This is a genomic window from Rhodococcus sp. SB1D (assembly GCF_048573875.1).
Classification (GTDB): domain Bacteria; phylum Actinomycetota; class Actinomycetes; order Mycobacteriales; family Mycobacteriaceae; genus Rhodococcus_F; species Rhodococcus_F qingshengii.
In genome coordinates, this window is record NZ_JBMAIQ010000015.1 from 14,387 (window position 1) to 36,523 (window position 22,137).

General features: G+C 63.7%; 18 protein-coding genes. 10 read left to right on the forward strand and 8 right to left on the reverse strand.

Annotated elements, in window-relative coordinates:
* The first annotated feature begins 121 nt into the window (after window positions 1–121).
* Window positions 122–1,069 carry an aldo/keto reductase gene (locus ACN50D_RS27120; RefSeq protein ID WP_042450319.1) on the forward strand — a complete coding sequence of 316 codons (948 nt, stop codon included), beginning with the start codon at window positions 122–124 and terminating at the stop codon, window positions 1,067–1,069.
* Between the two features lie 2 nt (window positions 1,070–1,071).
* Here the strand turns inward: ACN50D_RS27120 and ACN50D_RS27125 are convergent, their stop codons facing one another.
* Together ACN50D_RS27125 and ACN50D_RS27130 are read right to left on the reverse strand one after the other, a co-directional pair.
* Window positions 1,072–1,842 carry a hypothetical protein gene (locus tag ACN50D_RS27125; RefSeq protein WP_003945109.1) on the reverse strand — a complete coding sequence of 257 codons (771 nt, stop codon included), beginning with the start codon at window positions 1,840–1,842 and terminating at the stop codon, window positions 1,072–1,074.
* A 136-nt stretch (window positions 1,843–1,978) separates the two neighbouring features.
* Window positions 1,979–3,190: a hypothetical protein gene (locus ACN50D_RS27130; RefSeq protein WP_003945149.1), complete on the reverse strand. Its 1,212-nt coding sequence runs from the start codon at window positions 3,188–3,190 to the stop codon at window positions 1,979–1,981.
* Between the two features lie 104 nt (window positions 3,191–3,294).
* Between ACN50D_RS27130 and ACN50D_RS27135 the strand changes: the two genes are divergently transcribed.
* A complete protein-coding gene (locus tag ACN50D_RS27135; protein ID WP_064075506.1) occupies window positions 3,295–4,641 on the forward strand; it encodes a DUF5691 domain-containing protein in 1,347 nt (448 codons plus the stop codon).
* A 58-nt stretch (window positions 4,642–4,699) separates the two neighbouring features.
* On the opposite strand, the gene ACN50D_RS27140 is transcribed toward ACN50D_RS27135, so the two are convergent.
* The 5 genes from ACN50D_RS27140 to ACN50D_RS27160 all read right to left on the reverse strand — a co-directional run bounded on the left by ACN50D_RS27140 (window position 4,700) and on the right by ACN50D_RS27160 (window position 10,948).
* Entirely contained in the window at window positions 4,700–5,830 is a 1,131-nt protein-coding gene (locus ACN50D_RS27140; protein WP_030536908.1) for an acyl-CoA dehydrogenase family protein, read from the reverse strand.
* Window positions 5,831–5,838: 8 nt separating this feature from the next.
* On the reverse strand, window positions 5,839–7,014 hold the full coding sequence (locus tag ACN50D_RS27145; RefSeq protein ID WP_007736177.1) for an acyl-CoA dehydrogenase family protein: 1,176 nt from the start codon (window positions 7,012–7,014) through the stop codon (window positions 5,839–5,841).
* A 107-nt stretch (window positions 7,015–7,121) separates the two neighbouring features.
* Window positions 7,122–7,568 (reverse strand): hypothetical protein, encoded by a 447-nt coding sequence (locus ACN50D_RS27150; RefSeq protein WP_007736175.1) that lies wholly within the window; start codon window positions 7,566–7,568, stop codon window positions 7,122–7,124.
* A 67-nt stretch (window positions 7,569–7,635) separates the two neighbouring features.
* Window positions 7,636–10,170, reverse strand: coding sequence for an ABC transporter permease (locus ACN50D_RS27155; protein WP_212634112.1), 2,535 nt, complete (start codon window positions 10,168–10,170; stop codon window positions 7,636–7,638).
* Window positions 10,171–10,174: 4 nt separating this feature from the next.
* Complete coding sequence (locus ACN50D_RS27160; RefSeq protein ID WP_003945134.1) at window positions 10,175–10,948, reverse strand: ABC transporter ATP-binding protein; 774 nt, start codon at window positions 10,946–10,948, stop codon at window positions 10,175–10,177.
* A gap of 262 nt (window positions 10,949–11,210) precedes the next feature.
* Here ACN50D_RS27160 and ACN50D_RS27165 point away from each other — a divergent pair, with 262 nt between their 5' ends.
* From ACN50D_RS27165 to ACN50D_RS27180, 4 genes are all read left to right on the forward strand, one after another.
* The gene (locus ACN50D_RS27165; RefSeq protein ID WP_003945105.1) at window positions 11,211–12,773 is read left to right on the forward strand and encodes a long-chain-fatty-acid--CoA ligase; all 1,563 of its coding nucleotides are present in this window, start codon (window positions 11,211–11,213) and stop codon (window positions 12,771–12,773) included.
* A gap of 22 nt (window positions 12,774–12,795) precedes the next feature.
* A complete protein-coding gene (locus ACN50D_RS27170) occupies window positions 12,796–13,206 on the forward strand; it encodes a YchJ family protein (RefSeq protein WP_007736170.1) in 411 nt (136 codons plus the stop codon).
* A 56-nt stretch (window positions 13,207–13,262) separates the two neighbouring features.
* Window positions 13,263–13,853: an AMIN-like domain-containing (lipo)protein gene (locus ACN50D_RS27175; protein ID WP_019749302.1), complete on the forward strand. Its 591-nt coding sequence runs from the start codon at window positions 13,263–13,265 to the stop codon at window positions 13,851–13,853.
* Window positions 13,854–13,945: 92 nt separating this feature from the next.
* Window positions 13,946–15,844: an ABC transporter ATP-binding protein gene (locus ACN50D_RS27180; protein WP_212634111.1), complete on the forward strand. Its 1,899-nt coding sequence runs from the start codon at window positions 13,946–13,948 to the stop codon at window positions 15,842–15,844.
* A 101-nt stretch (window positions 15,845–15,945) separates the two neighbouring features.
* Here the strand turns inward: ACN50D_RS27180 and ACN50D_RS27185 are convergent, their stop codons facing one another.
* Complete coding sequence (locus tag ACN50D_RS27185; protein ID WP_003945121.1) at window positions 15,946–17,721, reverse strand: DEAD/DEAH box helicase; 1,776 nt, start codon at window positions 17,719–17,721, stop codon at window positions 15,946–15,948.
* A gap of 102 nt (window positions 17,722–17,823) precedes the next feature.
* Here ACN50D_RS27185 and ACN50D_RS27190 point away from each other — a divergent pair, with 102 nt between their 5' ends.
* From ACN50D_RS27190 to ACN50D_RS27205, 4 genes are all read left to right on the forward strand, one after another.
* The gene (locus tag ACN50D_RS27190) at window positions 17,824–18,651 is read left to right on the forward strand and encodes a carbon-nitrogen hydrolase family protein (protein WP_050656184.1); all 828 of its coding nucleotides are present in this window, start codon (window positions 17,824–17,826) and stop codon (window positions 18,649–18,651) included.
* Between the two features lie 55 nt (window positions 18,652–18,706).
* Window positions 18,707–19,333, forward strand: coding sequence for a phosphoribosyltransferase (locus ACN50D_RS27195; RefSeq protein ID WP_064075775.1), 627 nt, complete (start codon window positions 18,707–18,709; stop codon window positions 19,331–19,333).
* 126 nt (window positions 19,334–19,459) lie between these two features.
* Window positions 19,460–20,158 (forward strand): hypothetical protein, encoded by a 699-nt coding sequence (locus ACN50D_RS27200; RefSeq protein ID WP_003945151.1) that lies wholly within the window; start codon window positions 19,460–19,462, stop codon window positions 20,156–20,158.
* A 139-nt stretch (window positions 20,159–20,297) separates the two neighbouring features.
* Window positions 20,298–22,085 carry an AMP-dependent synthetase/ligase gene (locus ACN50D_RS27205; RefSeq protein WP_064689333.1) on the forward strand — a complete coding sequence of 596 codons (1,788 nt, stop codon included), beginning with the start codon at window positions 20,298–20,300 and terminating at the stop codon, window positions 22,083–22,085.
* Window positions 22,086–22,137 lie beyond the last annotated feature (52 nt).

A 22,137-nucleotide genomic window follows, 5' to 3' on the forward strand; every position in this document is an offset into this window, starting at 1 on the left:
GGCGGCAATCACGATCCGATACATTTTTCGGCGAACCTGGCGAGGGCGCGCCATCGCCAGCGCCGTGAGAGGGTACGGTGCGGGATGCAGCGACCACCTTCATCGACGGGAGTTCCACACAGTGGCGATCATCGGAAATTCGGATCTCGACATCTTCCGAATCAGCTTGGGCGGCAACCCTTTCGGATGGACCGCGGACGAGAAGACGTCCTTCGAGATCCTCGACTCGTTCGCCGAAGCCGGTGCAAATTTCATCGACACCTCCGACTCGTACACGGCGTCGGCTCCCGGCAATTCCGGTGGGGAATCCGAAACGATCATCGGGAAATGGATCACCGATCGGGGACTGCAGAACGACATCGTCGTCGCCACCAAGGTCGGTAGCCATCCCGATTTCAAGGGCCTGAAGGCCGACAACATCGCAGCCGCAGCAGAGGCGTCGCTGCGGCGCCTGCAGACGGACTGCATCGATCTGTACTACGCGCATTTCGACGACCCACAGACTCCGCTCGAAGAAACACTCGAAGCCTTCAACGCGTTGGTCGTCGCCGGCAAGGTTCGCTATCTCGGAATCTCCAACTACAGCCCCGATCGCGTCCGGGAGTGGCTGCGAATCACCGAGGAGAACGGTTACGCCGCGCCGATCGCCCTGCAACCGCACTACAACCTGGTTCACCGCAAGTCGTACGAACCCGAACTTGCCAAGATCGCCACCGACAACAACATCAGCGTCTTCCCGTACTTCGCTCTCGCTTCCGGCTTCCTGACCGGAAAATACAAGACCCGCGCGGACATCGAAGGCAGCTCCCGCGAACGACTGACCGCCGGATACTTCAGCGACGCCGGACTCGACGTCGTCGCGGAACTGGCGACAATCGCGCAGGCACACGACAGCGAGATCTCGACCGTCGCGCTGGCCTGGTTGCTGACTCGACCGGGCATCACCGCACCGATCGCGAGCGTCAGCCGGCCCGAGCAGCTCCCGGCGCTACTGGATGCCCCGAATCTGGTGCTCTCGTCGAATGAACTGGACACTCTCGAACGGGTGTCGGCGGCAGTCGGAGCCTGAGATCAGGCAGTTTTGAGATGAGCGCCGAGGGCCGTGTTGTTGATCGTCCAGAACGACCAACCGTCATGGCTCTCGGTGTCGCCTGAGATGTGACCGGTGACAGCATTTGCGGCCGCGGTCGGATCTGGGAATCGGCGGCCTTCCATCGGTCCGCGCATGATCTCGACGACCTCGGTGGTTTCGTCGAAGCGCCCGACCCAGCGATATCCGTGGCAATCGGCTGTCATCTCGAGGCGATTGTCGACGACTTCGATCTCCTCGACACCGCTGGCGCGACGCTTCTTCGCGGCGACTGGCGACGTCTTACGCTTGGTCGCAACCGGGGTCTCGACGTAAATGCTCGGATCCTTGACCGCGGCCAAGCCCAGCGCATCCCAACGATCGTGACCGTGCACGACGCGCCCACGCGGAATCGCGTGATGGCCGGTGCGATTACGTCCGGGGCTGTCCATGATCCACAGGTCGACCTCGGCACGGATGTCGTCGGCGACCTCGTTGGAGGGCAACATGTAGAACTCGTGCGGATCTGCTGCCAGATCGACGAACACCCAGAACTCGGAGCGGGTGTCGTCACTCTCGAGCGACTCGTCCTGACGCCTGGCCTGCCAGTCACCGTCGAGCTTGGACCGCACGCGGACGATTCGGCTGACACCGTCAGCGCCCGTCACCTCGACGGGATTACGACGTGAGTGCGTGAGACGGACAGCCTTGCCCCCACGCTGCGTAGCTTCGGAAATGAACGCATTGATGCCGCGGCTTGCGGTGTCTTCCATGATCGACCTGTCTCGAGCGGGTACGCCCGCATCACCGGATCGGCATCGGGGTCGAGCATTGAGCGAAATCCCGGCCCTTACTTCGATCGTGTGGCCGGTCAGTACCCCCGACCTTACAGCTCCGGCGACGGCCTGACTACGGCGCCCGACGCTCGTTCCCAGAGGTCAGCAGTGCAATGTCCCCGTAAAGCGCCGCCCGGTGAGCGAACATCAGCTCTTCCACACCGTCGAATTGATCCCCGACGTAGTGCGTGTTTGCAGCCGAAAGTTCACGTGATCCCGAGCGCGCAAGTAGGTCGTCGATCCGGCTGTCGAGGCTCGCTGCATGCGCAACCGCGCGCTGCGAACTCAACTGATCCTCGGCCCGTGCGACCAGGTCACCGATCCGCGCGAGGGCCGCCACGCGCTCGACCAGCTGGTCCCAGACCGCGCCGAGCGCTTCCCTGCGCGAAGCGATTCCGGCTCGGGTTCCCTCGTCGCGTGCCAGTGCAGCCGCGTCGTCCAACTCCGCAAGAATCGAACGCAGCGCGACGGTGTCGACCGCGATCTGGGTGATCTCGTCGGCCAGGTCGAGTTGGTTGCGTTGAATGACGAAGTGGTCGGAATGCCACGCGCTGGAGCTTTCGATCCGGTCGAACAGATTCCCGGCGAGGTAAAGCAAGGCGTCGTACTCACCGGCGCGTCCCTCGGGTTCTGAATCGACCAGTCCGTCGAGGACTTCCGCGATGCGCCTTCCGGCATCGGCGATGACACCGGTTCCCTGGACCTTCCCGAACTGGGCGGCGAGTTTGTCGAGTGCTGCGTTTCCACTGCTGGCCACGACACCGAGCCCCACCGGCAGCTTGGCTGGAACCGGTGTACGGGTGAGCCCGGCAAAGAGAGCCTCGCGTTGCTCGACGTCGAGATGCAGGCCGTCGCGCCGGTCCTTGCGGATGGCACGGACACTGCTCGCGAAGTGACGATTGGAATGCACGATCGCCGATCGCATCGACTGAACGCGCTTCTCAAGCGCCTGCACCCGTCGTTCGAGGACAACCTGAACAGGGCCGATGCGAGTTGCGAGCAGTCGACGCCTGGTGCGGGCCAGCTCGTCGGTGAGATACCGCAACTCCGAGAAGCCGCCGATCTCCGGGAACGAACGTCCGACACTGCGCCGGTTCGCCAGGATCGACCGCGTCGACTCGTCCGCATAGCCGCCGGCGATCAGCAGCGCGACATCATCGGACAACTCCGGCCGGTTCGACTCGACGGTTCCCGCCGCACACCACTCCCTCACTCGGGTGGAGATGAGCGTTCGCCGTTCGGTCACCGACGCCACGACAAAGACGTCATCAGTTCCGTCTGTCATCTCACGCCTCCTTGTGGTCGCCGGATACCACTGTTCCAGAATCTGCCGACACGCGCCCGACCCCTGCGACCCAGCTCGACGCACCCCTGCCATACCGTAGGCGGGTGACCTCCCTGCGATCAGACGCGCACGCAGGTCACTCGCGCGCACCGAAGACTGATCCAGCAGTTCAACCGCTGCTTCCCGACCTCGCGATCGAACAACTTCAGTCCTTGTTGCAGGTTCGTTCCTGGACTCTCGCGGAATGGTTCGCGATGGCCGACCAACGCGGATTCCTCGCGCCCGCTGCCAGCGTTCCGCTCTTCATGGAAGCCGCGCTGAAGTATCCCGAGCACCGCGAGGCGCTACTTCGCCTCGCCGGTCGACGCGGGCAGTACCTGGCGGAGCAGAACCCGGATTGGGCCCAGCTACGACGAATCGGATCACGCCGGGACGAGCTGTGGCTTTCGCCCGATCCGGACGACCGCACGGCCTGGTTCGATTACATACGTACGGTCGACCCGGAACTGGCGAGCGAAGAGCTCGAGATCGCTTGGGACGACGAGGCCACGGCAAGCCGGCTGCACTTCCTCGACCATCTCGACGTCGGGCTGGGTGAACACGACTACGCACTCCTCGAGCGTGCACTCGACGATCCAGCCGTGCGGGTCCGTGAGCGTGCAATTCAACTACTACGGCAACTCCCCCGATCTCCGTTTGCCTCTCGAATGGTCACTCGGGCTCGGTCCTGGGTGCGGCTCGAGACGAAGCCCTTGCGGCCGCGCCTTGCCGTCCGATTGCCCGGCTCGCTCGACGACCTCGCATTTCGTGACGGCATCGAAGACGTCCACTACAAGAACAAGGGCATCCGGCGCTGGTGGTTACGGCAAGTCGTGACCGCCACTCCGCTGACGCTGTGGGAATCGATGGCCGGTTCGCCACGCGAGGCCCTCACCATCCCCATCGAGAAGCAATGGCGCGCGGTGATGATCGAATCATGGACTGCCGCAACCGTTCTCCAGAAGAACACCGCGTGGGCATCGGCATTTCTGGAGCGGGACGGGCGCACGACGGACCGGAGAATCGTCGCCATCGCGGACCCACGCGAGCGTGTCGAGTACATCGTCGCCGGACACGCGGACGAGTACCTTCTGGGCGTCGACGGCAGCGCACTGCTCGACGGCATCGACCGCCCATGGCCCCTGGCCGTCGCCGAAAAGTTGTTGAATGCCTTGGAGAACGAAGCTCTGGATCATGCTGCGACGGGTGAGGACTTGGGCATCCACTCGCGTCACAGTCACTTTTCCACCCTGCGAAGCGTGCAGGCGCGCTTCCCTTTCGACGCAGTACCGCTTCTGCAGGACGCGGCGGCACGAACGAGCGACCCCGGGTGGCAACAAGCATTCACCGACAGCGCCGTCAACATCGAGCAGCGCCGACTCCGCTTGGACGTCCTGCGCAATCACCGCTGAACGACGAAGGGGCCGCATCCTTGGAACGGAATGCGGCCCCTTCGTCGTTCGTGAAAGATCAGACCACGCTGACCATCTCGTGATCAGCCACACCGGCGGCCAACACCCGAAGGTGATCTTCGGTGCTGCCGAGGGTGTGCTCGATGGCGACGAGTCGGCTCACGTAGTGCCCCACCGGGTACTCGGCGGTCATACCGATACCACCATGCATCTGGATCGCCTCCTGGCCGATGAGCCGAGCCGAACGCCCGATCTGCAACTTCACCCGCGAAGCGATCACTGGATCGACGACGCCGTCGGCAAGGGACATCGTTGCGTACAGACTCATGCTGCGTGCCAACTCGAGCGAGACGTACAGGTCGGCGGCGCGGTGTGTCAGTGTCTGGAACTTTGCGAGGGGAACCCCGAATTGCTTACGCGTCTTGAGGTATTCGGTGGTCAGGCGTAGCGCCTCTTCCATCGCTCCGACAGCCTCGGCGCACAGCGCGGCCTGCTCACGGATCTGCGCGGCCTGGATCAGAGCAGTAGCGTCACCGCCCTCACCGAGTGCTTCGGCCGGCGTATCGGTGAACTCGATCTGCGCCCCGCGCAACCCGTCGTGAGTGGCGTAGGACTTGCGTACCAAACCGGAGGCATCGCTCTTGACGAGGAACAGTCCGACGCCACCGCCGGGGAGCGCAGCGCTCACGACCAAGATGTCCGCCGTCGCGCCGTGGCCGACGGGATTCTTGATACCGGTGATGGTCCAGCCGCCGTCGACCTGCGCCGCCGCGGTGGCCCGTTCGGTTGCCGGCCAACGGATTCCGGGTTCCTGATCGGCGAACGCGAGGAACGTGGTGCCCTCGGCCACTCCGGGAAGAATCGACGAGCGCTGCTCTGCACTGCCACCTTCGGAGATGAGGCCGCCCGGCGTCACGACCGCGTCGAGTAGCGGCTCGGGTGCCAAGCGTCGACCGATCTCGGTCATGACCGCGCCGATTTCCACTGGGCCGGCGTCCATGCCGCCGTCGTCCTCGGAGAATGTCAGGCCGAGCAAGCCGACCTCGGCCAACTGCTTCCAGACCTGCGGGCTCCACCCGGGATCGGAGTCGATGATCGCGTTGCGCTTCTCGGCGTCGTAGCTACGCGCGAGGAGATCCTTGGTGGTGTCGCGGAGAAGTTTTTGTTCGTCGTTGAGTTCGAAGTCCATGCCACGCCTCACAATCCGAGGATCGAGGAGGCGATGATGCTGCGCTGCACTTCGCTCGATCCGCTGTAGATGGATACCTTGCGGTAGTTCAGGTACGTCGGGGCAGTGTGCTGCGCCCAGCTCGCGGAGGCGATGTCGCTGCCCGCGTCGTACGGCAGTGAATCAGGGCCGGCCACGTCCATCAGCAGTTCGACGCTCGCCTGCTGCAATTCGGAGCCACGAAGCTTGAGCAGGGACGACGCCGGGTTCGGCTGGCCGTCAGCGGAACTGGCTACCACTCGGAGCTGAGTGAGCTCGAGGGCAAGCAATTCGTTTTCGAGTTCGGCGAGGCGCGCAGCGAAGAGCGGATCTTCGAGCAGTGTTCCGTTGCCGACCTTGACCTCGGCAGCGCGGGCCTTGGCCTGGGCCAGACGAACCTTCGAGAACCCGACGCGGGTGACACCGGTGCGCTCGTTGCCGAGCAGGAACTTGGCGTAGCCCCAGCCCTGGTTCTCTTCACCGACCAGGTTCTCTCCCGGAACGCGGACGTCCTCGAAGAACACTTCGTTGACCTCGTAGCCGCCGTCGATCAGCTTGATCGGGCGGACCGTGACGCCAGGCGTCTTCAGATCGACAAGGATGAACGAGATGCCGGCCTGACGCTTGGGCGCATCGGGATTGGTGCGCACGAGGCAGAAAATCCAGTCGGCGTACTGTCCCAGCGTCGTCCACGTCTTCTGGCCGTTGATGACCCAGTCGTCTCCGTCGCGGACCGCGCGAGTCTTGAGCGAAGCGAGATCGGAACCGGCCTCGGGTTCGGAGAATCCCTGGCACCACCAGATGTCGAGGTTCGCAGTCGCCGGAAGGAACTTCTCCTTCTGCTCCTGCGAGCCGAAGGCCGCGATGACCGGACCGACCATGTTGGCGTTGAACGCCAACGGTTCGGGAACCGACGCAAGCTGCAGTTCGTCGAGCCAGATGTTGTGCTGGACCGGGGTCCAGTCCTTGCCGCCCCACTCGACCGGCCAGTGCGGTACCGCCAGACCGTGAGCGTTGAGGATCTGCTGCGCCTCGACCATACGGTCGCGCCCCAACTCCTCGCCGTGGGCGTACGCCTCCCTGATATCCGCGGGGATTTGCGTACGGAAGAACGTCCGCATCTCGTCGCGGAACGCTAGTTCCTCGTCGGTCAATGCCAGGTTCATCGGGATTCCTTCGCACTCGAAACCGGATTCATGTTCGGTTCGACCGTACCCCGACAGCTATGGAGGCGGAACAGGTACCGCAAAAGACGGCACTCAGGGCCGACCCCCTACACGGTTTTCAGGACCAACAGGTAACCCCCGCCCGCGGCGTCGATACTTGTTTCGACATTCAACGCGGGAGCCAGACGCGACAACCGATCGATCAACCAATCCGACGCTTCCTGGGCGTCGTCCTTGCCGGGGCAGCGAGCGACGGCGACGCGGCCACCCTTTCGCTCGAGCTGCTCCACGACCCCGATGATCGGGGCGGGATCCACGACGAACAGCCGATCCGGCCATTCCACAACAGGTTTGACCGCACCCTTCTTGGTGTTGCATGCGCGGTGCGCCAAGCGTTCGACGCCACCTTTGGTCTTGCCACCCTTTTTTGCGGTGTTGATGCTGTCGATACTCGGGCCGCGCGGATCATTGACGGACATATCGGGATCGACCGGTTCGTCACACAGCCAGCAGCGCCAGGATTCACGTTCGCCGACTTCTTGAAGGGTGCTCATGTGGCAACGGTACCGTGCGCACTTTCGGCTGCTTCCGCTACCAAAAGTGCGCACGGGGCCGAAGGCCCTACATGTCTGCAATCGCCTCGAGCGGCTTCGTCTTGGCCGCTCGGTTGGCCGGCCACAGCGCCGCCAAGACACCCACCACACCCGAGCCGATCAGCATTCCGACCACCTGACCCCACGGGATCGTGATCTTGTCGAGGCCCTGATCCGCGAGAGTGCTCACGAAGGCCCAACCGAACGCGATGCCGAGAACAACTCCGACCGCCGCGCCGTACACCGCGATGAGCACCGACTCGAGGTAGATCGTGCGTCGCATCTGTCCGCGCTGCATGCCGACAGCTCGCAGCATTCCGATTTCTCGTCGCCGCTCGACCACCGAGAGTGCCAGGGTGTTGATGATGCCCAGGATTGCGATCACGACCGCGAGTGCAAGCAGTCCGTAGAGGATCGCCAACAACGTGTTGATCTGCTGGCCCTGAGTTCCCTTGAACTCCTCACGATCCTGCACCTGGACGACGACGTACTTCTCCGTGGCCGTTTCGAGCTCGGATCGCAGCGTTGTCAGATCCGCGCCAGGCTTCGCCTTCACCAGAACCACGAAGTCCGGCAGACTCTCGGCCGGCATCAGCTTCCTGTACGCCTCGTCCGAGACGATCCACGAGCCGATCAGCTGGTTGTCCTCGAACACTCCCGCGACAACGGTCTGGTACTCGACGCCGCCCGGACCGGTCAACGTCTGGGTCGAGCCGACAGTCCAGCCCTTGTCATCCGCAGTCGACTTCGAGACGAGCATATTGTTGCCGGTCAGATCGACCGTGCCCTCGAGGATCTTGTACTCGAGCACGCCTTCGATCGGGCCGTCGAACGAAGCGCCCTGCTCGTCCTCACCGTCGACCTTCGCACGCACTCCGTGCAACGACGTCGCGCTCTGCACGTCGGGCACCTGTCGGACCGCGTCGGCCGCACCTCGCGGCACGCCGATCGCGTTGGGACCGGTCAGGATGTAGTCGGCCGAAACACCCACGTTGACAAGAGCATTGATGCTCGCCTTGGCCGAGGAACCGAACACTCCGATGACCGTCACCAGCATCAGACCGAGAGTCAACGCGAATGCCGTTGCGGCCGTGCGACGGGGATTGCGCACCGCATTGGTACGAGCCAATCGCCCGATGGCACCGAACGGCTTGGCGAACACGGCACCGAGCGCGCCGACGATCGGCCGCGACAGCGCGGGAGCCCCGAGAAGCACCGCGATGATCAACGAGAACGCACCGAGGCCGACGATCAGCGCCGCGCCGCCGCCGGTACCGCGAGAGCCGAACACGAGCAGTGCCACACCGATCACGCCGAGAATCGCACCGATCAACGTCCGCACTCGCAGTGAGTCGCCGGTGGAGGCGAACTCCTCACGCATGGCCGCCACCGGCGGGATCTTCGACGCACGACGAGCCGGGGCGTAAGCGCTGAGCGTCGTGACGACGACGCCGACCACCAACGCGACGATGATCGTACGGGCACCCACCTGGAGCGGGCCTTCCGGCAGACCGACGTCGAATGTGTTGAGCAGACTGCGCAATCCGTAGGCGAGACCGATACCGCCGAGCAGACCGATGATGCTGCCGATGAGTCCGACCACGAGCGCCTCGGTGACCACCGAACGGCCGACCTGCGCTCGGCTCGCACCGATCGCACGCAGCAGCGCCAGCTCACGAAGACGCTGCGCCACGATCATCGAGAAGGTGTTGTAGATGATGAACGTTCCGACGAGCAGAGCAATCGCGCCGAACGCCAACAGGAAGTAGTTGATGAAGCTCAGCGCCGAGTCGACCTCGGCCTTGGTCTCATCACGAACCTGGTCGCCGGTCTGCACCTTGAGATCGGGGAAAACCTGCTCGACGCGTTGCTGCAGTTCCGTCTGCGACACCCCGTCGCCCGCGACGTCGATGTACTCGACGTGTTGGCCGTCGGTGAAGAGTCCACGGGCCTGCTCGTCGGTGAAGAGCGCGCCGATGAACCCGCCGGTGTCACTGCCCGCCCCCTCGTAGATGCCGGACAACGTCACGTCCACGATTCCGCGGGCCGGTGCCAGAACCTTGGCGGAGTCCCCCACCTTCAGTCCGGCTCGCTCGGCGGCGCTGGTGTTCAGCGCGACCTGACCGGTCTGCGTCGGAGGCGCGCCCTCGACGAAGGTGTCGGATTCGGCAATCGCCTGGCCCGGCGGTAGGTAGGACTGACCGATACTCGGCGCGCCGCCGGTCTGAACAGCGCCGCCGTCTGCGTTGATCAGGACGATCTGTCCACTGACGGCCGGGGCTACCGCTCGGACGCCGTCGACTGCGGCAAGTTTGTCGACATCCTCGACCGGAACGCCACTGGTGTTGCGCTCTTCCATCGATACCCGGACGTCGACGCCCTGGGCGGTGTTCTCGAAGATCGAATCGAAAGTCTTCTGGAGGGTGTCGGTGAAAACGAACGACCCCGCGACAAAAGCCGTGCCAAGCACCACGGAGAGAACCGTCAGCACAAGTCGCACCTTGTGTGCCGCCAAGTTGCGCAGGGAAACCTTGCGCATCGGCGAGTTGCTTACCGAAGCCATGTGCTCAAGCCCCGGCTTCCACGTTCACGACCGCCTGCGGAGCGTCCAGACGCTTCATCCGGTCGAGGACCGAATCCGCCGTAGGCTCGCGCAATTCGTCGACGATCTTGCCGTCCGCGAGGAACACCACCCGGTCGGCATACGCCGCTGCCCGCGGATCGTGCGTCACGATCACCACGGTCTGGTTGAACTCGTCGACGGCCGCCCGCAGGATCGAGAGCACCTCACCGGAGGACTTCGAATCGAGGTTTCCGGTCGGCTCGTCGCCGAAGATGATCTCCGGCTGACCCGCCAGCGCACGCGCACACGCCACACGCTGCTGCTGACCACCCGAGAGCTCTCCCGGCCGATGATCGAGGCGATCCCCGAGACCCAGCTTGGTCAGGACGCTGTTCAACCAGGTCGGGTCCGCTTTGCGTCCCGCGATGTCGAGCGGCAACGTGATGTTCTCGAGCGCGGTCAGGGTCGGCACCAGGTTGAACGCCTGGAAAACGAAACCGATGCGATCGCGTCGCAATTGGGTCATCTGTTTGTCGGAAAGCGTCGTGAGTTCCGTGTCACCGATGAGAACAGAACCCGAACTGGCGGAATCCAGACCGGCGAGGCAATGCATCAGCGTCGACTTACCGGAACCGGACGGCCCCATGATCGCCGTGAACTCACCGCGGGCGAAATCTGCGGACACTGAACTGAGGGCGTGCACCTGGGTATCTCCGGTGCCGTAGGTCTTGGACAGGCCGACTGCGCGGGCCGCGACATCCTGGGCGTGCGAACTCATGATCGCCTTTCCTGTTCACTTCGGTGCTACTTTGCGGGCGTGACGGGCGCCCGTGAAAACACGGACGCCCGCAATGGTTGGTTCCATCCTGTCGGGTGGCGGGCGCGCCCGCCATCGGGGACCACCCTGATATCTGCGGCCGAGCCGGTCAGGGTCGGGGGAATGCGACCCCTCCTGCTTGTGCGCATTGACTGGAAACAGCGATACGAAGACCGGGCGCACATTAACCTTGTGACACCAATCACACGAGAGAGGCGGCCGAATGTCCGACGCCACCGCTGGAATCATTTTCGATCGGCTAGAGCACTGGGCGACGGTCAAGCCTGATCAAGCAGCGATGACCTTCCAAGGGACCGAATTCACGTGGGCTCAGTGGCGGGACCGCATCTTGCGTATCGCCGCCGCCCTCGCCGAATCAGGCATCGGCGCCGGCGACACTGTCGCGTTCGTCGACAAGAATCATCTGTCCTGTCTCGAAGTCACCTACGCCGCCTCACTACTCGGCGCCGCGAATGTCGTTCCCAACTGGCGACTTTCGAGCGAAGAGCTGGATTACGTTCTCGCGGACTGTGGCGCTCGCATTCTGTTCGTCGGCAGCGAACTACTCCCCCAGGTCGTCGCGATGCGAGACCGCTTGACGGCCGTCGAATCGATCTTCGCCGTCGGCGGTGAACACGACGAATTCGAGCCGTGGATCGACGAGGTCACACCGCTGCACTCCCGCCCCGAGGTGAGCCCCGATGCCACCGCTCTGGTTCTCTACAGTTCCGGGACGACCGGTCGCCCCAAGGGTGTCCAGCTCACGCATCGAAACCTGTTCGCGCACAGCAACAATGTCCTCGAAATCCTGCCGGCCCACGAGGATCACCGATTCTTGATCGCGATGCCGATGTTCCACGTCGGCGGAACGTGCTACGCCATCATGGCAATTCACACCGGTGGCCGCTGTTACTTCACGAGAGAAGCCGACGGACCGTCGATCTTCGCCGGTCTCGCCGCCGGAGCCAACATCGCCTTTCTCGTCCCACCGGTCATTGCCGGAGTCCTGGCCGCAGGCGAGCAGGCGGTCGCCGCCTTCAAAGCATTCAAACGCATCACCTACGGCGCCGCCCCCATGCCGCTCCCACTGTTGCGCGCGGCACTCGCAGCGTGGCCGGACACCGAATTCGTGCAGGTCTACGGCATGACCGAAATGGCAGGCGTCATTACCGCGTTGATGCCGGACGTTCACCGCGACGAGTCGCAGGTCGAGCGCATGGCATCGGCAGGTACGGCGATCCCCGGCGTCGAGATGCGCGTGGTGGACCCCGTCACGCTCGAGGACGTGCCCACCGGAACGACCGGTGAACTGTGGTGGCGATCCGAACAGTGCACACCCGGATACCTGGGTAAGCCCGAGGCGACGGCCGAAACGATTACCGCAGACGGGTGGCTACGTAGCGGCGACATGGGCCGCGCCGACTCCGACGGCTTCGTCTTCATCGAGGACCGCCTCAAGGACATGATCATCACCGGCGGCGAGAACGTCTACTCCCCCGAGATCGAACGAGTACTGGTGGAGCATCCGGCAATCGCCGAGGTCGCGGTCATCGGCGTTCCCGACGACCGTTGGGGTGAAACCGTCAAGGCTGTCGTGGTTCTCACTGCCGAAGCGCAGATCGACGAAGCCGAACTGATCACCTATACACAGGAACGCCTCGCAAAGTTCAAGTGCCCGACCAGTATCGACGTCGTCGAGATTCTTCCCCGCAATCCCACCGGAAAGATCCTCAAACGCGACCTCCGCAAACCGTACTGGGAGAACCGCGAACACAAACTGGTCTGAGTTCGCGTGCTGTAATGGGGCGGTGACTTCGCGCCGCCCCACCACACCCAATCCGACCGATCCGTGCCCGTGCGGCAGCGGCAACGCGTTGGCCGAATGCTGCGGCAAGTACATCAGCGGAGTAGCGCACGCACCGACCGCCGAAACCCTGATGCGTTCGCGTTACACGGCTTTCGCTGTGATGGACGACGAATATCTCACGCAGACTTGGCATCCCGACCATCGCCCAGCCCAACTCGATCTCGACCCCGACCAGAAATGGCTCCGGTTGGAGATCCTGGACACCGAACGGGGCGGGCTGTTCGATTCCGACGGCGTCGTGGAATTTCGCGCTCACTACACATTCGGACGCGAGCGGGGAATGCTCCACGAACGCAGTCGATTTGCGCGAACAGAGGGTAAGTGGCTCTATGTCGACGGCGATATCGGTTAGGTAACTCCGGGCACCGCCGCCGCGGATCCCGATAACGCGAGCCCTACGATCGAGTCATGACAACGAACCGGACGAGATCATTTGCCGCTGTCGCTGCCATCGCAGTGGGCGTGAGCCTGACTGCCTGTTCGCAGGACGCGGAGACCACTCCCACGGCAGCCACCTCGGCCGTCACCTCGACCTCGAGTGCAGCAGCGTCGACCACAGAACCAGTCCCGACGGACAGCTCCGACAAGACGTCGGCTGCGGGCACCGAATCCAAGCTCACCGTCGTCGACATCCGAGTGGGCGAGCACGACGGATTCGATCGTGTCGTCTACGAAATGGGCGGAACCGGCACACCCGGTTGGCGCGTCAAGTACGTCGACGCGGCGACGCAGGAAGGCAGCGGTAAGCCCGTGGACATCAAGGGTGCCGCAGTGATCCAGGTCCTGATCGACGGTTCCGCATATCCCTTCGACAGCGGAGTCGAGCAGTACTCCGGCCCCAACCCGGTCCCCGGCGTCGGCGGAGTCGTGACCGAGGTCAACGGGTCCAACGTCTTCGAGGGAGTCACGCAGTCGTTCATCGGCGTGACCGAGAAGCAGCCGTTCACGGTCACGACGCTCAGCGACCCTCCTCGCGTGGTGGTCGACGTGGCCCGCTGAGGCCGCACTTGACCTGAAGTTTGGTTGAGGTTCTACCTTCGTGTCGTACCGGCCACGTAATCTTCGTGGCCGGCGACCGGAGGGGCGAAGTCATGAGTATGGAAGTCACCGCATGGAACGCGATGTACAACGCGATGCACGCGCAAGAAGATCGGCGCCCGTTCTCGAAGGCGACACTGAAGCGGATCGCGACGTTCGCAGTTCCACAGAAACGCAACCTCAGCTGGTACCTCGTACTGAGTGTCGTCACTGCTGCGCTTGCCGTGGCAACACCTGTCCTGGCCGGGCGCGTGGTCAACGCGATAGTCGGCGGCGACGCCGTCGACGTGGTCGTCAAACTTGCCGCCCTGATCGCACTGGTTGCACTTCTCGAAGCCGCTCTGGGACTGTTGACCCGGTGGCTCTCGGCCAGCATCGGCGAAGACCTGATCCTGCATCTGCGCACCACCGTCTTCGATCACGTCCAGAAGATGCCCATCGCGTTCTTCACCAGAACTCGAACCGGAGCACTGGTCAGCCGTCTCAACAACGACGTCATCGGCGCTCAGCGCGCCTTCAGCGACACCTTGTCCGGAGTGGTCAGCAATCTGGTCACCCTGGTGATCACGCTGATCGTCATGCTCGGGATCTCCTGGCAGATCACCGTCCTCGCGCTGCTACTTCTCCCGATCTTCGTCATCCCCGCACGGCGCATGGGCGCAAAACTTGCAGCACTCAATCGTGAAGCAGCCAACCATAATTCGCTCATGAGCACCCAGATGACGGAGCGGTTCTCCGCTCCCGGCGCGACTCTGGTCAAGCTGTTCGGCCGCCCGTCGCAAGAATCTGCGGAGTTCGCGGTTCGCGCCAGGCGTGTGCGCAACATCGGAGTCCGGACCGCAATGCTGCAGTCCGTCTTCGTCACAGCGCTGACGCTGGTCTCGGCCCTTGCTCTTGCCCTCGTCTACGGACTCGGCGGTTTCTACGCGCTGCGCGGACAGTTGGACGCAGGCGCCGTCGTGGCGATGGCATTGTTGTTGACGCGGCTGTACTCGCCGTTGACCGCACTGGCCAGCGCCCGGGTGGACGTCATGAGCGCCCTGGTCAGCTTCGAGCGGGTATTCGAGATTCTCGATCTGGCGCCGCTCATCACCGAGAAGCCCGATGCACGCACGGTGCCGCAGGGCCCGGTGTCCGTCGAGTTCAAGAACGTCACTTTTGCGTACCCATCCGCAGACAAGGTATCGCTCGCGTCCCTGGAGGAAGTCGCGATCCTCGACACCCGCGGCGGCGAGGACGTGTTGCACGACCTGTCGTTCCGCACCGAAGCAGGACAGATGGTCGCCCTGGTCGGCACGTCCGGTGCCGGAAAGTCGACCGTGGCGCAGATGATTCCGCGCCTCTACGACATCGACTCCGGTTCGGTCGAACTGGGCGGTGTCGACGTCCGAGACCTCAGTACCGATTCCATCCGGGAGACCGTCGGCATGGTCACGCAGGACGGGCACCTGTTCCACGAAAGCCTTCGATCCAACCTGCTCCTCGCGCGACCGGATGCCACCGAAGAAGATCTGCGTGAGGTTCTGGAGCGCGCACGGCTCACCGACCTGGTTGCGTCGCTGCCCGACGGACTGGAGACCGTGGTGGGTGAACGCGGTTACCGCCTCTCGGGCGGCGAGCGTCAACGCCTGACCATCGCACGCCTGCTCCTGGCCCAGCCTCGCGTCGTCATCTTGGACGAGGCCACCGCGCATCTCGACTCGACGTCGGAATCTGCGGTTCAGGAAGCACTCGGCGAAGCACTCGCCGGGCGGACTGCGGTGGTGATCGCTCACCGATTGTCGACGATCCGTTCCGCGGACCTGATCCTTGTCGTCGAGGCAGGCCAGATCGTCGAGCGCGGCAACCATGAGGAACTGCTCGCGCGCGGCGGCCGCTACGCCGAGTTGTACCGCACGCAGTTCGACACCAACGCCCGGAAGAACGGCGCCCTCGCACCGACGCCGATCTGATACCGCGCAGCGCCTTGCCCCCCACACAGAAAACAGGCGCTGTCCTCCTCGCGGAGGGCAGCGCCTGTTTCAGTCTTCATGACAGTCGTTGAAGCTGTATGTCAGTCGTTGTAGCGATCGCGTCCGCCACCGCGGCGGTCGTCACGTCCACCACGATCGTCCCGGCCACCACGGTCGCCACGGCCACTCGGACGTCCCTGCGGCGGCCCGAAATCAGGCTGCAGCTGGATCAGGACGCCGGAGATGCGTGTGCGACGCAAAGCTTCGAGAGTCTCGTTGGAGAGGTCGGCCGGCAGCTCGACGATGCTGTGATCCGGGCGAATGCTGATGTGCCCGAAGTCGCTTCGACGAAGCCCACCCTCGTTGGCGATGGCACCAACGATGGCACCCGGAACGACGCGGTGACGCTTGCCGACTGCAATGCGGTACGCGGCCAGCTCCTGGCCCTCGGGCCCACGCGAGCGCGGGGCCGGGCCATCGTCGAAACGACGGGGAGGACGTGGTTCACGAGGCTCGCGCTCACGACGCGGCGGTGCCGGCGGCTCGGGAGAAAGCAAGAATGCTTCGCCGTCGCGCGACTGCAACGCCAGAGCGGCAGCGATGTCGATGAGCGGAACGTCGTGTTCCTGGTCGTAGTCCTCGATCATCTTGCGGAACATCGCGAGATTCTCCGAGGCCAGGCTCTCGGTGATGGAGTCACCGAACTTGGCCACGCGCTGGGCGTTGACGTCGTCGACACTGGGAAGCTGCATCTCCGCAAGCGGCTGACGGGTCGCCTTCTCGATGGACTTGAGCAGATGACGCTCACGCGGGGCGACGAACAGCAACGCGTCACCCTGACGACCGGCGCGGCCGGTACGACCGATGCGGTGGACGTACGACTCCGTGTCATGCGGGATGTCGTAGTTGACGACGTGGGAGATTCGATCCACGTCGAGGCCTCGAGCGGCAACGTCGGTCGCGACGAGGATGTCGAGGGCGCCGTTCTTGAGCTGACCGATGGTCCGCTCACGCTGTGCCTGGACGATGTCACCGTTGATCGCGGCAGCCGAGTGCCCGCGGGCCCGCAGCTTCTCCGCCAGGTCTTCGGTGGCCTGCTTGGTACGGACGAAGATGATCATCGCCTCGAATGCCTCGACCTCGAGGACTCGGGTCAGTGCATCGAGCTTGCGCTGATGAGCAACCTGAATGTAGCGCTGCGTGATGTTCGAGGCGGTCGACGTCTTGGACTTGACGGTGATCTCGACCGGATTGTTCAGGTACTGCTTCGAGATCCGGCGAATCGAGCCGGGCATCGTTGCGGAGAACAGGGCGACCTGCTTGTCGCCGGGGGTGTCGCGGAGGATGCGCTCGACGTCCTCCTGGAACCCCATCTTGAGCATCTCGTCGGCCTCGTCGAGAACGAGGTACTTGAGATTGGTCAGATCCAGGGTGCCCTTTTCGAGATGGTCGATGACACGACCCGGGGTACCGACGACGACGTGTGCGCCGCGGCGCAGGCCCGACAGCTGGACTCCGTAGCTCTGGCCACCGTAGATCGGCAGCACGTTGAGTCCGGGGATGTGCGCGGAGTACTTGCCGAATGCCTCGGCAACCTGAAGCGCCAGCTCACGCGTGGGAGCAAGCACCAGCGCCTGGGTCTGCTTGATCGACGTGTCGATCCGCGACAGGACTGGAACTGCGAAGGCTGCGGTCTTGCCGGTACCGGTCTGTGCGAGACCGACGACGTCCTTGCCTTCGAGCAGCGGCGGAATGGTGGCAGCCTGAATGGGCGAGGGCGACTCGTAGCCCACGTCTGACAGTGCCTTCAGTACCCGATCATCGATGTCGAGGTCGGCAAATGTTGGGGGTTCGGGGTCACGCTCAATATCACTCATTTGACCAGCAGTTTAGCGGATAGAGTATAGACACGACGACATACCGGGGGTGCTTTTACGACAGATCCACCCTCCCAGCGGGTTTCGCCTAGCGTAGGAAGCATGACCGAAGCCACCGCAGCCACCCCCTCCCAGACCGTTGTCGCGATTGCCCAATTCGCCCCGGGGACGGACAAGAAAGCCAACCTCGAATCACTGCGATCACTGGCTTCCGATGCAGCAGCACGCGGCGCGAAAGTTGTCGTGGCGCCGGAATACTCGATGTTCACCGCACCGAAGACGGATGAGCGTTTGATCGAGTCCGCGGAGGACCTGGACGGCGAATTCGGTTCGGCGCTGGCGTCGGTCGCCGCGGAGTTCGGAATCTTCCTCGTGGCAGGAATGAACGAGCGGATCGACGACGTGAGCAGAATCTCCAACACCCTCGTCGCGATGGACCCGAACGGCGAACTGGTGGCGACCTACCGGAAACTGCATCTTTACGACGCTTTCGGTTACCAGGAGTCGGCCGTGATCCGCGCGGGCGAGATCACCGAACCGCAGACTTTCGGGTGCGACGGCCTGACCTTCGGCCTCCAGACCTGCTACGACCTGCGCTTCCCGGAAGTCACCCGGCGCATCGTCGACGTCGGCGCAGACATCTTGCTCCTGCCCGCCCAGTGGGTGCCGGGGCCGCTCAAGGAAGACCACTGGACCACTCTCGTGCGCGCCCGGGCCATCGAGAACACGATGTACATCGCAGCGGCAGATCAGAGCGCGCGCGGCGGCGCGGGTGCCAGCATGATCGTCGACCCGATGGGCGTCGTGATGTGTTCACTTGGCGAGCAGGTCGGGGTCGCAACCGCACTCGTTTCGGCTGCTCGCATCGCCGAGGTACGCGAGAAGAATCCCGCTCTCGCGCTGCGGAGGTTCACAGTCTCGTCGCGGTGACCTGCAGCGAGTAGCGTCGAACTGGTCGGGGTTCGAGCTTCTCGAGGACAACGCAGTGACCCAGTATCGGGATCGATCTTCCGCCGGCAAATTTCTGGCCGGGCGGCTCGAGACCTTGCGTATCGACAAGCCCGTCGTTCTCGGACTCCCGCGCGGCGGAGTTCCGGTCGCAGCCGAGGTGGCTGCGGCATTGAACGCTCCGCTCGACATCGTGGTGGTGCGCAAGCTCGGCAGTCCGTACAACCCGGAACTGGCGATGGGCGCCATCGGTGAGGGCGGCGTGCGGGTCCTCAACCACGACGTCATCGCAGCGGTTCGCGTCTCGAAAAGAGAACTCGTCGCCGTCGAACGCGACGAGCGAACCGAATTGGAACGGCGGGCGCATCTCCTGCGCGAGGGGCGGACCCCGGTTTCCCTCCACGGACGCACTGCGGTGATCGTCGACGACGGAATGGCTACGGGCGCGAGTGCCGCCGTTGCCTGCCGATGCGCGCGCACCGCGGGTGCCGCCTCCGTGATCGTCGCTGTCCCAGTAGCGTCCCCCGAAGCCATGAGAGTGATCGCGTGCTCCGCCGATCGGGTCGTCTGCCCCTTCGTTCCTGCCCTGTTAGGCGGCGTCGGTGCTGCATTCGAGGACTTTCATCAACTCAGCGACGACGAAGTGCTGTCCTTCCTCGCCTGAGTGCACACCTCTCCAGCCTGAGCACAGTCCAAGAGATCTCTGAGAATTTGTGATGTGTGCAACATTTCGCTCCTCGGTGCCGATAGCCCAAATGGAACAAAAAGAATTCGGCTTTCTGGAGGAACCGTGACCATCTCGACCGATACCGTCGACGCCGTCGCAGCTGCGTGCCGTGACCGCCTGGGCGACCCTTCCGCCTGGGTTGCGTCAGACGCTTATCGACAGAGCCTCGCCCTGTGCATCATCGAATCCGTTCAGTCCACGTCGGGTCACAGCGAAGTGACCGTCGTCGATCGCTACCTGGCGTACCGGAAAGCCCGCGAGGACAAACCCGTCACGGATGGCGCACGCGAACTACTCCGCACCTTCGAGGAAGCCGGCAGTTCGGACCAGTGGGCAGGCAAGATCGGCTCGTACAAGCGTCGCTACACGGCGACGGGTGTCCCGATCGAGGCACGGCACATCCAACAGGTCGCCGAGAAACTCCATCACTTGCGGATCAACAGCGTCGAGGACCTGCTGTCGGCCGCTGATTCCGACAACGCTCTCGAAGCCGTTCACCATGCCTGGGTGGACGCGTGCGGAGACGGTTCCGAAGTGACCTGGGCCCACCTGTTGATGTTGGCCGGAATTCCGCACACCGATCTGGGGACCGCTGCCGACACCTTCATCAGCGCGACACTCGGCACCACCGAGTTGCCGGGAGACACCTCGGAGATCCTTGCAGCTACTGCAGAGCAACTCGGAGTGGATCCGGACCGATTGGACTACGCAATTCGGCGGTGGCTGTCCGTGCACGGTCGCACGCTCCAACACGTCGCCTGAGTACCTGTAAACAGGCGGTCACACTAAACTGCAGGTCAGCGCCCGACCAGTTCTACCGAATAGTAACGACAGTGCAAAATGACGACTAATGTGATGCAATGCACATCAGAAATGTCAGTAGTCACTGGAGGGGTCAATAGTGCGCGAGTTCTCAGTTCCACAGTCGTTCTCAATTCCGGAGAACGTATCCATGGCCGACTCCGTGTTCCGTCACGCCGAAGAAGACCCCACATTCGTGCCGTTCAAGAGGCCGTCGAACGGTGGATGGGTCGACGTCACTGCAGCTGAATTCGCGAAGCAGGTCTCCGCAGTTGCCAAGGGCCTGATCGCGTCAGGTGTCGAGCTCGGCGACCGCGTCGCTATCCTGTCCGCGACTCGCTACGAGTGGGTCGTTCTCGACTACGCCATCTGGACTGCCGGCGGATGCACCGTCGCGATCTACGAGACCTCCTCCCCTGATCAGGCGCAGTGGATCCTCGAGGATTCAGCGACGACACTTCTGGTCGTCGAAACGGCCAAGCACGCGGAGACTCACAAGGAAGTCACCGACGGCGCAGAAGCCCTCCGCGAGGTTCTTGTCATCGAGTCGGGTGCGATCGACGAGCTGTCCAGTCGCGGTTCGGCAATCACCGACGAAGAACTGCACACTCGTCGTCACCAGGTCACCGCCGCCTCGCCCGCGACCCTGATCTACACCTCCGGAACCACCGGACGCCCCAAGGGTGTCCAGCTGACGCACTCCAACTTCTACGCCGAGTCCAACGCCTGCCGCCTGGCGATGCCGGAGTCCATGGTTCCCGGCAAGAAGACTCTGATGTTCCTGCCGCTTGCCCACGTATTCGCGCGGGCGATCTCCTTCGGCGCTTTCGACGCCAAGGTCACCGTCGCCCACACGTCGGACCTGACGACGCTGCTCGATCAGTTCGCCGGCTTCAAGCCCAACTTCATCCTCTCGGTGCCCCGCGTGTTCGAGAAGGTGTACAACTCGGCTCGCCAGAAGGCAGTCGACGGCGGTAAGGGCAGCATCTTCGACAAGGCTGCTGCCACCGCCATCGAATACAGCGAATCCCTCGAAAAGGGTGGCCCCGGCCTGGCACTCAAGCTCAAGCACGCGGTATTCGACAAGCTCGTCTACTCGAAGTTGCGTGCAGCTCTGGGTGGCGAGTGCGAGCGTGCAGTCTCCGGTGGCGCAGCCCTCGGCGCGCGCCTCGGCCACTACTTCCGCGGCGTCGGCATCCCGATCTACGAGGGCTACGGACTCACCGAGACCAGCGCCGCAATCACCGTCAACACCTCGAGCGCGCAGCGCGTCGGCACCGTCGGCAAGCCGATCAACGGCCATGCAGCACGGATCGCCGAGGACGGCGAACTCCTCCTGCAGGGCCCGGTCGTGTTCGCCGGCTACTGGCACAACGAGAAGGCCACTGCCGAATCCATCGTCGACGGCTGGTTCCACACCGGCGACCTCGGCTCGATCGACAACGAGGGCTACGTCTCCATCACCGGACGCAAGAAGGAAATCATCGTCACCGCGGGCGGCAAGAACGTCGCACCGGCAGGCCTCGAAGATTCCCTGCGCGCGCACGCTCTGATCAGCCAGTGCCTCGTCGTCGGCGACGGTCAGCCGTTCATCGGTGCACTGATCACCCTCGATCCGGAGACTCTGCCCGGTTGGGTCGAGCGCAACGGCCTGCCCGCCGGCACCCCGATTGCCGATCTGGTGAAGAACGCCGACCTGATCGCCGAGATCGACTCGGCCGTTGCCGACGCGAACAAGAAGGTCTCCAACCCCGAGCAGATCAAGAAGTACACGATCCTCGAGGTCGACTTCACCCAGGAGACCGGTGAATTGACGCCGACGCTCAAGCTCAAGCGCAACATCATTCACGAAGCTCACAAGACCAAGATCAGCGACCTGTACGCCTGATCGATCGTCTTTCACGAGTCTGGCCCGGTTCGAATGCGAACCGGGCCAGACT

Excerpts from the sequence above, each read along its gene's own strand:
- ACN50D_RS27130 (WP_003945149.1), bottom strand. The coding sequence starts at position 3,190 with ATGACAGACGGAACTGATGACGTCTTTGTCGTGGCGTCGGTGACCGAA.
- ACN50D_RS27175 (WP_019749302.1), top strand. The coding sequence starts at position 13,263 with ATGACAACGAACCGGACGAGATCATTTGCCGCTGTCGCTGCCATCGCA.
- ACN50D_RS27155 (WP_212634112.1), bottom strand. The coding sequence starts at position 10,170 with ATGGCTTCGGTAAGCAACTCGCCGATGCGCAAGGTTTCCCTGCGCAAC.
- ACN50D_RS27145 (WP_007736177.1), bottom strand. The coding sequence starts at position 7,014 with ATGAACCTGGCATTGACCGACGAGGAACTAGCGTTCCGCGACGAGATG.
- ACN50D_RS27150 (WP_007736175.1), bottom strand. The coding sequence starts at position 7,568 with ATGAGCACCCTTCAAGAAGTCGGCGAACGTGAATCCTGGCGCTGCTGG.
- ACN50D_RS27185 (WP_003945121.1), bottom strand. The coding sequence starts at position 17,721 with ATGAGTGATATTGAGCGTGACCCCGAACCCCCAACATTTGCCGACCTC.
- ACN50D_RS27190 (WP_050656184.1), top strand. The coding sequence starts at position 17,824 with ATGACCGAAGCCACCGCAGCCACCCCCTCCCAGACCGTTGTCGCGATT.
- ACN50D_RS27125 (WP_003945109.1), bottom strand. The coding sequence starts at position 1,842 with ATGGAAGACACCGCAAGCCGCGGCATCAATGCGTTCATTTCCGAAGCT.
- ACN50D_RS27140 (WP_030536908.1), bottom strand. The coding sequence starts at position 5,830 with ATGGACTTCGAACTCAACGACGAACAAAAACTTCTCCGCGACACCACC.
- ACN50D_RS27165 (WP_003945105.1), top strand. The coding sequence starts at position 11,211 with ATGTCCGACGCCACCGCTGGAATCATTTTCGATCGGCTAGAGCACTGG.
- ACN50D_RS27160 (WP_003945134.1), bottom strand. The coding sequence starts at position 10,948 with ATGAGTTCGCACGCCCAGGATGTCGCGGCCCGCGCAGTCGGCCTGTCC.
- ACN50D_RS27180 (WP_212634111.1), top strand. The coding sequence starts at position 13,946 with ATGAGTATGGAAGTCACCGCATGGAACGCGATGTACAACGCGATGCAC.